This is a genomic window from Rhodoferax sp. GW822-FHT02D07 (genome assembly GCF_058802405.1).
In genome coordinates this window covers 155,069-167,398 of record NZ_JBXAOD010000002.1, presented here as the reverse complement: position 1 = coordinate 167,398, position 12,330 = coordinate 155,069, and the positions used below count along the sequence as shown (strand labels likewise).

The window sequence follows — 12,330 nt, the reverse complement described above, 5'->3', positions numbered from 1 at the left end:
GCAAGCCACCATGCTCAAGAAAATAGCCTGGGGCGCACTGGCCTTACTGCTGGCGCTGGTGGCCGTCTTGGCCATCAACACCCTGCGCAAGGGCTCGCGCCAGCTCGATGTGCCACCGGTGCCTGTGGTGGCGGTGGACGATGCCGGCGTCGCCCAGCGTCTGGCCGATGCCGTGCGCCTGCGCACCATCTCGTCCCGCGACGACGCCGAACTCAACGCCGACCAGTTCAAGCAACTGCACGCGCTGCTGCAGGCCAAGTTCCCCAAGATCCACGCCGCGCTCAAGCGCGAAGTAGTGGGGAACTACAGCCTGCTCTACACCTGGTCTGGCAGCAAGCCGGAGGCCCAGCCCATCCTGCTGATGGCACACCAGGACGTGGTGCCCATTGCGCCCGGTACCGAGAAAAACTGGCAGACCGAGCCCTTTGCAGGCCAAGTCAAAGACGGTTTCGTCTGGGGCCGTGGCGCCTGGGACGACAAGGGCAACCTCATGGCCCAGCTCGAAGCCCTAGAGATGCTGATTGCCAGCGGCTACAAGCCCGAGCGCACAGTCTACCTGGCCTTTGGCGCGGATGAAGAGGTGGGCGGCCACCGCGGTGCCGAGAAGATTGCGGCCCTGCTGAAGGAGCGCAAGGTACGGCTGGACTTTGTCATCGACGAAGGCCTGCTGATTACCGAAGGCATCATGCCTGGCCTTAAGGCGCCCACGGCCCTCATTGGCGTGGCGGAAAAAGGTTATCTGACCGTGGTGCTGAAAATGGCCGCCACGCCCGGCCATTCGTCCATGCCGCCGCCCAAGGGGCAAAGCGCCATTGCCATGCTGAGTGCGGCGCTCAAGCGCATTGATGACGAGCAACTGCCCGCCGGCATTCGCGGTGTGGCGGCTGACATGTTCGCCACCATCGCACCCGAGATGAGCGGCTTCTCCCGCGTCGCGCTGTCCAACCTCTGGTTGTTCGGCCCCATCGTGCAGAAGCAGCTGGAAAACGGCGCTGGTACCAATGCCGTGATGCGCACCACCACCGCGCTGACCATTGTCAACGCCGGCAACAAGGAAAACGTGCTGCCCGGCAATGCCGAGGCCACCGTCAACTTCCGCCTGTTGCCCGGCGACACCAAGGATATGGTGGTGGAACGCACCCGCGCCCTGGTGGCCGACGCCACCAAGACCGACAAGTTCGAGCTGTTTGCGCTGCCCGGTGGTGCCGAGGCTTCCAAGGTCACGCCGGTGGATTCTGCACAGTACGCCCTTATCAACCGTACGGTGCGCGAGGTGTTCCCCGGAACGCTGGTGGCACCGGGCCTGATGATTGGCGGCTCTGACTCCATCCACTTTGGCGAGATCAGCGACCACATCTTCAAGTTCTCGCCCGTGCGCGCCGGCCCGGAAGACCTGCCGCGCTTCCACGGTACCAACGAACGCATTGCGGTCAGCAACTATGCCGAGCTGATCCGCTTTTACCACCGCCTTGTCACGCAGGGTGCGAAGGCCACCACCCAACCCTGACCGTATTTAGGAGAGATTCACCATGACATCCGCAGTTATTGTTTCCACCGCACGCACCCCGCTGACCAAGGCCTGGAAGGGCGCTTTCAACATGACCCACGGCGCCACCATGGGCGGCCATGTGGTCGAACACGCCATCCAACGCGCTGGTATTGAAGCCGGCGAGGTGGACGACGTCATCATGGGTTGCGGCACACCCGAAGGCGCGACCGGCGCCAACATCGCCCGCCAGATCGCGCTGCGCGCCGGCTGCCCCGTCACCGTATCGGGCATGACCATCAACCGTTTTTGCTCGTCCGGCCTGCAGACCATTGCCACTGCGGCCCAGCGCATCATGGCCAATGAAGGCGACATTTATGTCGCTGGCGGCGTGGAAGCCATCTCCTGCACCGCGCAAGAGATGAACCAGCACATGCTGACCGACCCCTGGCTCATGAAGAACAAGCCCGAGGTCTACTGGGCCATGCTGCAAACCGCCGAGCAAGTGGCCAAGCGCTACAACATCAGCCGTCAGGCGATGGACGAGTACGGAGCGAGCAGCCAGCAAAAGGCGTCCGCCGCGCTGGAGAAGGGCCTGTTCAAGGACGAAATCGCCCCCATCACTGTGACCATGGGCGTGGCTGACAAGGTCATGGGCCTGATGACCAAGCAAGTGACTGTGAGCGATGACGAAGGTATTCGTGCCGGCACCACCTACGACGGCATCAAGGATCTGCGCTCCGCCTTGCCCGGCGGCCTGGTGTCTGCCGGCAACGCCAGCCAGCTGTCTGATGGCGCTGGGGCCACCGTGGTGATGCACGAAAAGCTGGCCGAGCAAAAGGGCCTCAAACCCCTGGGCCGCTTCCTGGGCTTTGCCGTGGCCGGCTGCGAGCCTGACGAAATGGGCATCGGCCCCGTGTTCGCCATCCCCAAGGTTCTCAAGCGCCTGGGCCTGACGATCAACGATATCGACCTGTGGGAGCTGAACGAAGCCTTCGCTGTGCAGGTGATCTACTGCCGCGACAAGCTGGGCATCCCCGCGGACAAGCTCAACGTGAACGGCGGCGCCATCGCCGTGGGTCACCCCTTCGGCATGAGCGGCCAACGCCTGACTGGCCACGCGCTCATCGAAGGCAAGCGCCGTGGTGCCAAGAAGGTCATGGTGACCATGTGCATTGGTGGCGGCATGGGCGCGGCTGGGGTGTTTGAGGTGCTGTAAGACGCATCAGCAGACCTAGCGCCACGCAAAGGGCCACCCGAAACGGTGGCCCTTTTTCATTGAAGCGCGGTACAGACGTTCACGCGGGCTTCACAGCTAGCTCACAGTGCCATCACATTCACTTCGTCCGTGCTGCTGACACTGCCAGCTCATCAAACAAGAAGGAGCTGGAATGAAGAACACACTGTTTTTGAAGTGCCTCACGGTGCTGGTACTGGGTCTGGTGCTGTGGATCCCACTGCTGATGATCGAAAACACCATTCAGGAGCGGACGGGCTACCGTCAGGACGCGATCCAGGCCATCGCCGCAAGCTCGGCGGGCGAGCAAAAGCTCTGGGGCCCGGTGTTGACCGTTACGGTGGACGAGGAATATGAAGAAATCGTCTCCGGCTGGTCCAAGGCGGGTACTGTGTCAGGCACCAGCCGGAAGACCCGCCAGCACACGATCCAGGTGCAGCCCGTTGCGGCTGACCTGAAAGGGCGCATGGAGGTGGAGCGGCGCAAGCTGGGCCTGTTCAGCACACCGGTCTTTGAACGCAATGCCACCCTCAGTGGCCACTACGTGGCTCCCACGGTCAAAGACCTGCCCACCTTGGGAACCAATGCCAAGCTCACCTGGCGGGCGCCTGTGCTGAACGTGGGCATAGGGGACACGCGCGGCATTGCCAGCGTGCCGCAGCTCATGCTGGCCGGTGGCACTCTCGCCACGGAGGCGGGCAGCGGAGCCCAGGAGATGGGTGCGGGCTTTCACGGCGTCGCGCAGGGCGTTCATCTGGATGGCAGTGCAAAGACCTTGCCCTTCACAGTTTCCGTTCGCCTGGTGGGCACCAGCAGCTTTGGCTTTGTCCCCGTAGGTGACACCGTGACCGCCGACCTCAGTGGCAACTGGCCGCACCCCAGCTTTGGCGGCGACTTTCTGCCGCGCAGCCGTACCGTGCAAGACTCCGGCTTCAACGCCCGCTGGGCGACCACCGCACTTGCCTCCAAGGGACGCGATACAGAGCAGGGCTTTCAGGTTCGCCTGATCGAACCTGTGGATGTGTACCAGCAAGCCACCCGCTCCGTGAAGTACGGTTTCCTGTTCATCGCACTGAGCTTTGCAGCCTTCTTCCTGTTCGAACAGCTCAAAAGCCTGCGCATTCACCCCATTCAGTATCTGCTGGTGGGTTTGGCCCAGGCCGTGTTCTTTCTGCTGCTGACCAGCTTGTCAGAGCACATGGAGTTTGCGGTGGCGTACGGTGCGGCAGCTACTGCCTCAGTGGTGCTGATTGGTATTTACCTCGCATCCGTTCTACACGGCGCCAAGCGGGCCATCGGCTTCAGCGCTGCCATGGCAACGCTGTACGCTGCCCTGTTTGGCATCCTGCAATCCGAGCAGAACGCCTTGTTGCTGGGTTCGGTGCTGATGTTCCTGCTGTTGGCTGCAGTCATGCTGGGTACGCGCAAGGTGGATTGGTACAAAGAGCGAGAGTGAATTGCGCTATTGAGTCAATTCAACATTGATGGGGACGTTACTTCCAAGGCGACGGAAGTAAAAGGACAAAGCCTTTCCATTCAGTAACTCAGCGATCGGGGCGTTCGGATTTACTTTGAATTCGATCTGCCCCGTCTTCTCGTCATACACAGAGAAGACTTCAACGACATCATTTCCGTCTATCTCTCCTGTCATACGACTATGACTGGATGTAAATTGCAAGAAGCTGGATTGGATGATTCTCTGAATCAGCGAGGAGAACGATTCACTCGCTTCGACAGCGTAGTCGGCCTCCAACGGACCAACTTGATCGTCCTGAGAGCAACAGGCTTCCCTAAAAACTGTGACTTTCATATTTCTCTTTAGTGGGATGTGTTTTTCGCAACAAAGCATACGCCTGCATTCAGAAAACACCTATGCAAGTAAGGTGAGACTGGTTGCGGCACTGATTTCAGTTCTTTGAGTGAGCCTGTAACTCACCGGACACCTCGGGCGAACTATTTCAGACGGACTGCGCAACAATGTGCAAATGACCCTCCGCCCCACCATCGACTTCCTCCTCCACGACTGGCTCGACACCGCCGCACTGACCGAGCGCGAGCGGTTCAGTGACCACAGCACCGAGACCTTCGGCGCCGTACTCGACACCTGCGAACGTATCGCCCGCGAGAAGTACGCGCCGTTCAACCGCTTGGTGGATGTGGAAGAGCCGCGCACGGTGACGGAGGCGGATGGCAGCCTGCGTGTGGTGTTGCCGCAAGCGACGCATGACGCGAACAAGGCTTACGCTGAATCCGGCATGTTGTCGGCCGCGCAGGATTACGACATGGGCGGCATGCAGCTGCCGTACAGCGTGGAGGCGGCGGCCAATGCATTCTTTGCCTGTGCGTCGGTCAGCATTGGCTCGGGCATGTTGACCACGGGCAATGCCAATTTGCTGATGGCGCATGGCACTGCGCTGCAAAAAGAGGTGTTTGCGCAGAACGAGTTTTCGGGCCGCTGGTCGGGCACTATGTGCCTGAGCGAGCCGCAGGCCGGCTCCAGCCTGTCGGACGTGGCGACCAAGGCAGTGCCCGATGGTGCCGACTTCGAGAGCGACCCGCTGGGCCCGCGCTACCGGCTCAAGGGCAACAAAATGTGGATTTCCAGCGGCGAGCACGAGCTGACGGAAAACATCGTGCATCTGGTGCTGGCCAAGATTCCTGATGCGGACGGCAAGCTGGTGCCCGGAACGCGCGGCATTTCGCTGTTCATCGTGCCCAAGAAGATGGTGAACACCCAAGGCGAACTGACCGGCGTGCGCAACGACGTGGCGCTGGCAGGCCTGAACCACAAGCTGGGCTGGCGTGGCACGACGAATACGCTGTTGAATTTTGGGGAAGGCCAGTTCCCCGTGGACGGCAAGGCTGGCGCCGTGGGCTACCTGGTAAGCCAGCCCGGCAAGGGCTTGGCCTGCATGTTCCACATGATGAACGAGGCCCGCATTGGCGTGGGCATGGCCGCGACGATGCTGGGCATGGCGGGATACTACGCCTCGCTGGACTATGCCAAGAACCGCCCGCAGGGTCGCCCCATCACCGGCGCCGGCAAGGACGCTGCCGCGCCGCAGACCCGCATCATTGAACACGCCGATGTGAAGCGCATGCTGCTGGCGCAAAAGGCCTATGCCGAAGGCGCGTTGGCGCTGGAGCTCTACTGCGCGCGCCTGGTGGACGAGCACCACACGGCCGGCGGCGCACAGGCCGAGGAGGCCCGCCTGCTGCTGGAAGTGCTGACCCCCATTGCCAAGAGCTGGCCCAGCGAATGGTGCCTGGAAGCCAACAGCCTGGCCATCCAGGTGCATGGCGGCTATGGCTACACGCGCGACTTCCCGGTGGAGCAGTACTGGCGCGACAACCGCCTCAACATGATCCACGAAGGCACCCACGGCATCCAGGGCATGGACCTGCTGGGCCGCAAGGTGCTGATGGAGGAGGGCAAAGGCCTGCAGCTGCTGGCCCACCGCGTGCAGGCCACCATCCACCGCAGTAGCGGCATTCCGGCACTGGCTGCGCACGCCAAGGCGCTGGGCCGTGCGCTGCAGGACGTGAGCACGGCCACGCAGCAAGCCTGGTCCACCGGCGTGCCCGGCGAGGCACTGGCCAATGCCGTGCCCTATATGCAGGCCTTTGGCCACACGGTGCTGGCCTGGATCTGGCTGGACGTGGCCGCCTGCGCGCTGGACAATGATCCGAAACAGGCCGAACTGAGCACCCAGGGACGGGTGGGCTGCACGCGCTTCTTCTTCCACTATGAGCTTCCCAAAATCGGGGCATGGCTGTCTGTGGTGCAATCGAGGGATCTGACCTGCGCGTCATTTCCTGAAGGAGCGTTTTGATGGCTTTTTTCAAAGAGACCAAGGGCACCAGCAGCGCCAAGTTGTTGCGCATCGAGCGCATGGTCTGGACCCTGATTTACGGTGGCCTGCTGGCCATCGTGCTGGGTGTTTTCATCGACCAGCAGGAAGCGCAGGACGCCAGCCTGTTCTACAACCTGGGCGGCCTGGCGGTGGCGGGTGGCGTGGTGCTGATCTACGTGCGCTCGCGCCTGCACGAAGACGATCGCTAGGGCCAGCTCTCTATAGCGCGCGGTATATCGCGCCGGAGACACAAAGCCACTGCGCCCAAACGCACAATGGCCGATTTGGCATTCCCCTACACGACAAAGACTAGGCAGACCCCATGACACGCACCATCCAACAACTCTTTGACCTGACCGGCAAGACGGCCCTGATCACTGGCGGTTCGCGCGGCCTGGGCCTGCAACTGGCCCACGCGCTGGGCGAGGCTGGCGCCAAGATCATGATCAGCTCGCGCAAGGCCGAAGACCTGGAGCAGGCCTGTGCCGAGCTGCAGGCGGCCGGCATCGACGCCCGCTGGATTGCCGCCGACTGCGCCAAAGACAGCGAGATCACCCGCCTGGCCGAAGAAACCCTGCAGCGCATGGGCGACGTGGACATCCTGGTCAACAACGCCGGGGCTTCGTGGGGCTCACCAGCCGAAGACCACCCCGTCGAGGCCTGGGACAAGGTGATGAACCTCAACGTGCGTGGCTACTTTTTGCTGAGCCAGATCATTGCCAAGAAGAGCATGATTCCGCGCAAGAGCGGCCGCATCATCAATGTGGCCTCCATCGCCGGCCTCAACGGCAACCCCGAAGGCATGACCACCATCGCCTACAACACCTCCAAGGGCGCGGTGGTCAACTTCACGCGCACGCTGGGCGCCGAATGGGGCAAGTACAACATCACCGTCAACGCCATCTGCCCGGGCTTTTTCCCCAGCAAGATGACGTACGGCCTGCTCAAGACCATGGGCGAGGAAAAACTCGCCGCCGGTGCGCCGCTCAAGCGCCTGGGCGATGACGAAGACCTCAAGGGCCTGGCCGTGCTCTACGCGTCCGACGCGGGCAAGCACATCACCGGCCAATGGCTGGCGGTGGATGGCGGCGTATCCGTCGTAACCGGAGGCTGATATGGCCCCCACGCTTCTCACTTCGTGGAGTGCGCTGCCCCCCAAGGGGGCCGTGCCTTGCTTGGGGCGGCCCTGCGCCGCGGCATGACCATGTGGGAGCAGGCCCTGGGCTTTGGCGTCGAGATTCCCTTTGTCACGCACCTGGGCTTTGCGCTCACGGCGTTTGCCGACGGGCGCTCGGAAATCGTCTACACACCCAAGGCCGAGCACCTCAACTCCTTCAACGTGACCCACGGCGGCGCGCTGATGACGCTGCTGGACGTGAGCATGGCCACGGCCGCGCGCAGCGTGGCGCCAGAGATGGGCGCGGTCACCATCGAGATGAAAACCACCTTTATGCAACCTGCGGTGGGCACGCTCACCGCGCGCGGCGAGCTGATGCACCGCAGCGCCACCATGGCCTTCACCCAGGCCACGGTGTTCGATGCAGACGGCAAGCCCTGCGCGCACGCCACGGGCACCTTCAAGTACCTCAAGCGCCTGGCCACGGGCAGCCGCAGCGTCAATCCGCTGAACCCGCCCGACGCCATCGCTACCGATTGATAGAGAGAGAAATAGACACCTAGCCCCCGCGGAATATGCGCAAGCAGCTATCAAAAGAATAGCAATGAACAGGAGCAACGCATGGCCAGTCCGACGCTGAGTTACATCAGCACCCATACCGTCTTCAACCAGGCTGAGCCCCTGGTGGACCGCAATCTATTCACCGGCAACCAGGCCCTGCAAAGCGCGCTGAAATTCAACGCGCCCACGCTGGACACCGCCAGCCTGCATGCCCTGGGCTTCCAGATGGGCAGCGCTGTGATGCAGAACCATGCGCGCCTGGCCAATGTGCACACGCCCGTGCTCCACAGCCACGACCGCCTGGGCCGCCGGGTGGACCAGGTGGAATTCCACCCCAGCTATCACGCGCTGATGACCGCCGCCGCCGAGGCCGGCCTGCACGGCAGCCCCTGGAACGAGAAGGTCCACGGCCACACGCGCCGGGCCGCCGCCTTCATGATGTTCACCGAGGCGGAGCCTTCCATCCTGTGCCCCATCTCGATGACCTATGCGGTCATGGCCGCGCTGCCGGGCAATGCCGCCATCTTCCAGGACTGGGCACCCGGCCTGACGGCGCGTGCCTACGACTCCGCCTTCCGGCCCTTCAACCAGAAAACCGGCCTGACCATGGGCATGGGCATGACGGAAAAGCAGGGCGGCTCCGACGTGCGGGCCAACACCACCCAGGCCTTCCCCGACGGGCAGGATGCCTGGGGCCAGCGTTACACCTTGGTGGGCCACAAATGGTTTTTCTCGGCCCCCATGTGCGACGCCTTTCTGGTGCTGGCGCAGACGCCGGCCGGTCTGTCGTGCTTCTTCATTCCGCGTGTACTGCCCGACGGCTCGGTCAACACCATCCGCATCCAGCGCCTGAAGGACAAGCTGGGCAACAAGGCCAACGCGAGCTCGGAGGTGGAGTTTCTCAACGCCACCGCCTGGCTGGTGGGCGACGAAGGACGCGGCGTGCCGCAGATTCTGGAAATGGGCACCATGACGCGGCTGGACTGCGCCCTGGGCACCAGCGGCCTGATGCGCCAGGCGCTCAGCATCGCGCTGCACCACACCGCGCAGCGGCAGGCCTTTGGCAAGCGCCTGATCGAGCAGCCGCTGATGCGCAATGTGCTGGCCGACCTTGCTATCGAAAGCGAAGCTGCTTGCGCACTTTCCATGCGGCTTGCACGCTCTTTTGACCATAAGGACGACGCGCACGAGGTGCTGATGGGCCGCCTGCTCACGCCGATTGCCAAGTTCTGGATCTGCAAGCGCGGCGCCGCCTTTGCGCAGGAAGCCATGGAATGCCTGGGCGGCAACGGCTATGTGGAGGAGGGCGGCGAAGGCACCATGGCCCGCATCTACCGCGAGATGCCGCTCAACTCCATCTGGGAAGGCGCGGGCAACATCATGGCGCTGGACCTGCTGCGCGCGCTGCGCAAGGGCGATGTGGCGGCTGCGCTGGTGCGCGAGCTGGCCCCGGCCCGCGGCGCCCACCCGGCGCTGGACCAACTGGCCGCTGCCTTGCCAAGCCGCGTGGAACACATGGCCACCGAGATGGAGGCGCGCCGCTTGGCGCAGGACGTGGCGCTGGCCGTGCAGGCCGCGCTGCTGTACCAGAGCGCGCCCAGCGCCGTGTTCAGCGCATTTTGTGATTCCCGCCTCGCGGGCAACTGGGGCCACACCTTTGGCACCCTGGGCGCCGGGGTGGACTTCGACCGCATCATTGAAAGGGCCATGCCATGAGCACAACCTCCACCGACCTCATCCTCCACCATTACCCGACCTCGCCGTTTTCCGAGAAAGTGCGCCTGGTGCTGGGCTACAAGCAGCTGGCCTGGAGGTCCGTCGTCATCCCCGCCATCCTGCCCAAGCCCGACGTGGTGGCGTTGACCGGCGGCTACCGCAAGACACCGTTCCTGCAGATCGGCAACGACATCTACTGCGACAGCGCGCTGATTTGCGATGTGCTGGAACACATCCAGCCCACACCCACGCTGTACCCCGCCGCCCACAAGGGCGTAGCCCGGGTGCTGGCACAGTGGGCCGACACCACGCTGTTCTGGGCTGCCATGGCCTACAACCTGCAGCCCAAGGGTGCGGCCAGCATGTTCGAGGGCGCACCGCCCGAGGCCGCCAAAGCCTTTGGCGCGGACCGGGCCGCCATGTCTGCCGGCATGAACCGCCTGCGCCCGGCCGACGCCACCGCCGCCTACAAGAGCTACCTGCGCCGCCTGGCCAATATGCTGGAAGGGCAGGACTTTTTGCTGGGTAGCGCGCCCTGCGTGGCCGACTTTGCCGCCTACCACCCGCTGTGGTTCACCGCCAAGCGCGTGCCGGTGATGGCCGACATCCTGAACGCCACGCCCGGTGTGCTGGCCTGGATGGGCCGCATGGCGGCCATCGGGCACGGGCAGATGGAGAAACTGCCCGCTACAGAAGCGATAGCTGCCAGCGCAGCATCCACGGGGGCGAGCGCCCCATTTGCCCATGATTCCGACACCACCTTCCAGGACGAGCACGGCATCGCCCTGGGCAGCGAGGTGACGATTGCGGCCGAAGTCTTCGGGCAGGAACCCACGCCCGGCACGCTGATCGCCGCCACCCGCACCCGCTTCACCCTGCAGCGCACCGACGAGCGCGCCGGCACCGTGCGCGTGCATTTCCCCCGCATTGGCTACGTTTTGAAAGCAGCACAACCCGCATGAGCAACGCGATGACCTGGCAATGGCTGCCGTTTGACGCACTGAGCCGCGAGCAGCTGTACGAACTGCTGCGCCTGCGCAGTGAGGTGTTTGTGGTGGAGCAGAACTGCATCTTTCAGGATATGGATGGGTTGGATGATCAAGCCATGCACCTACTGGGTACGCGCGTGGTCGACGGCCAGCCACAACTGGTGGCCTATGTGCGCTGTTTTCCCAAGGGCATCACCTTTGACGAGGCCAGCATTGGCCGCGTGGTCACACGCCAAAGCGCACGCGGCGGTGGCCTGGGCCATGTGCTGATGGCCGAGGCCATCAGCGCGCTGCAACAGCAGTGGGGCGCCCAGCCCATCCGCATTGGCGCGCAGGCCCACCTGAAAGACTTTTACCAGCGCCACGGCTTTGCCGATGTGGGCAAGCCCTATGTCGAGGACGGGATTCCCCACCTCGAGATGGTCCGCCCGGCCTGAGCATTGATTGGAGCGACTTCCGTGATCACAGATTTCAAAGGCAAAACCGCCGTCCTCACCGGCGCTGGCTCGGGCTTCGGCCTGGAGTGCGCGCGCATTGGTGCTCAACTGGGCATGAACCTGGTGCTGGCCGATGTGCAGCAGGACGCGTTGGACCGTACCGTGGCGGAGATGCAGGCGGCTGGCGCACCCGTACTGGCCATGAAAGTGGATGTGTCCAAAGCCGAGCAGATGGAAGCCCTGGGCGCAGCCACTCTGGCGCGTTTTGGCGCACCGCACTTTGTATTCAACAACGCGGGCGTGGGCGCGGGTGGCCTGGTCTGGGAAAACTCCGCCAAGGATTGGGAGTGGGTCATCGGCGTGAACCTCATGGGCGTGGTCCACGGCGTGCGCGTGTTCACCCCCATGATGCTGGCCGCTGCGGCACAAGACCCGGCTTGGCGCGGCCACATCGTCAACACGGCCAGCATGGCCGGCCTGGTGAACGCGCCCAACATGGGCGTCTACAACGTCAGCAAACACGCCGTGGTGGCCCTGAGCGAGACCCTGTACCAGGATTTGGCCCTGGTCACCGACCAGATCAGCGCCAGCGTGCTGTGCCCCTTCTTCGTGCCCACCGGCATCAGCCAGAGCCAGCGCAACCGCCCCGAGGGCGAGTCCGCACCAGCCACGCGCAGCCAACTCATTGGCCAGGCGATGACCGACAAGGCGGTGGGCAGTGGCAAGGTGACTGCGGCCGAGGTGGCGCAAAAGGTGTTCGACGCGATCACTGCTAGCCAGTTTTATATCTACAGCCACCCCAAAGCCATCGGCTCGGTGCAGACGCGCATGGAGGACGTGCTGATGGCGCGCAACCCGACCGACCCGTTTGCCCACAAGCCAGAGCTGGGCGTGGAGCTGAAAAAGGCCCTGCGCGGCTGAACCCGAACAAAA

General features: G+C 63.5%; 12 protein-coding genes. 11 read left to right on the top strand and 1 reads right to left on the bottom strand.

The window, feature by feature from the left end:
• Window positions 1-10: 10 nt before the first annotated feature.
• The 3 genes from AC1RNN_RS05475 to creD all read left to right on the top strand — a co-directional run bounded on the left by AC1RNN_RS05475 (window position 11) and on the right by creD (window position 4,179).
• Entirely contained in the window at window positions 11-1,507 is a 1,497-nt protein-coding gene (locus tag AC1RNN_RS05475; protein ID WP_493087951.1) for a M20 family peptidase, read from the top strand.
• A 22-nt stretch (window positions 1,508-1,529) separates the two neighbouring features.
• On the top strand, window positions 1,530-2,705 hold the full coding sequence (locus tag AC1RNN_RS05470) for an acetyl-CoA C-acyltransferase (protein WP_493087952.1): 1,176 nt from the start codon (window positions 1,530-1,532) through the stop codon (window positions 2,703-2,705).
• 172 nt (window positions 2,706-2,877) lie between these two features.
• The gene (gene creD / locus AC1RNN_RS05465) at window positions 2,878-4,179 is read left to right on the top strand and encodes a cell envelope integrity protein CreD (protein ID WP_493087953.1); all 1,302 of its coding nucleotides are present in this window, start codon (window positions 2,878-2,880) and stop codon (window positions 4,177-4,179) included.
• A gap of 6 nt (window positions 4,180-4,185) precedes the next feature.
• Here creD and AC1RNN_RS05460 read toward each other — a convergent pair whose 3' ends face one another.
• On the bottom strand, window positions 4,186-4,533 hold the full coding sequence (locus tag AC1RNN_RS05460; RefSeq protein WP_493087955.1) for a hypothetical protein: 348 nt from the start codon (window positions 4,531-4,533) through the stop codon (window positions 4,186-4,188).
• Between the two features lie 175 nt (window positions 4,534-4,708).
• On the opposite strand from AC1RNN_RS05460, the gene AC1RNN_RS05455 reads away from it, so the two are divergent.
• The 8 genes from AC1RNN_RS05455 to AC1RNN_RS05420 all read left to right on the top strand — a co-directional run bounded on the left by AC1RNN_RS05455 (window position 4,709) and on the right by AC1RNN_RS05420 (window position 12,318).
• On the top strand, window positions 4,709-6,556 hold the full coding sequence (locus AC1RNN_RS05455; protein ID WP_493087956.1) for an acyl-CoA dehydrogenase: 1,848 nt from the start codon (window positions 4,709-4,711) through the stop codon (window positions 6,554-6,556).
• Window positions 6,556-6,786, top strand: coding sequence for a hypothetical protein (locus AC1RNN_RS05450; protein WP_493087958.1), 231 nt, complete (start codon window positions 6,556-6,558; stop codon window positions 6,784-6,786). Before AC1RNN_RS05455 ends, AC1RNN_RS05450 begins: the two co-directional genes overlap by 1 nt.
• A gap of 113 nt (window positions 6,787-6,899) precedes the next feature.
• Window positions 6,900-7,691: an SDR family oxidoreductase gene (locus AC1RNN_RS05445; RefSeq protein WP_493087960.1), complete on the top strand. Its 792-nt coding sequence runs from the start codon at window positions 6,900-6,902 to the stop codon at window positions 7,689-7,691.
• Window positions 7,692-7,781: 90 nt separating this feature from the next.
• Window positions 7,782-8,234 (top strand): PaaI family thioesterase, encoded by a 453-nt coding sequence (locus AC1RNN_RS05440; RefSeq protein ID WP_493088242.1) that lies wholly within the window; start codon window positions 7,782-7,784, stop codon window positions 8,232-8,234.
• Between the two features lie 81 nt (window positions 8,235-8,315).
• On the top strand, window positions 8,316-9,971 hold the full coding sequence (locus AC1RNN_RS05435) for an isovaleryl-CoA dehydrogenase (protein ID WP_493087962.1): 1,656 nt from the start codon (window positions 8,316-8,318) through the stop codon (window positions 9,969-9,971).
• Complete coding sequence (locus AC1RNN_RS05430; protein ID WP_493087964.1) at window positions 9,968-10,933, top strand: glutathione S-transferase family protein; 966 nt, start codon at window positions 9,968-9,970, stop codon at window positions 10,931-10,933. Before AC1RNN_RS05435 ends, AC1RNN_RS05430 begins: the two co-directional genes overlap by 4 nt.
• The gene (locus AC1RNN_RS05425) at window positions 10,930-11,397 is read left to right on the top strand and encodes a GNAT family N-acetyltransferase (RefSeq protein WP_493087966.1); all 468 of its coding nucleotides are present in this window, start codon (window positions 10,930-10,932) and stop codon (window positions 11,395-11,397) included. The genes AC1RNN_RS05430 and AC1RNN_RS05425 overlap by 4 nt, the downstream gene beginning before the upstream one ends.
• Before the next feature lie 21 nt (window positions 11,398-11,418).
• On the top strand, window positions 11,419-12,318 hold the full coding sequence (locus AC1RNN_RS05420) for an SDR family oxidoreductase (RefSeq protein ID WP_493087968.1): 900 nt from the start codon (window positions 11,419-11,421) through the stop codon (window positions 12,316-12,318).
• The last annotated feature ends 12 nt before the right edge of the window (window positions 12,319-12,330 follow it).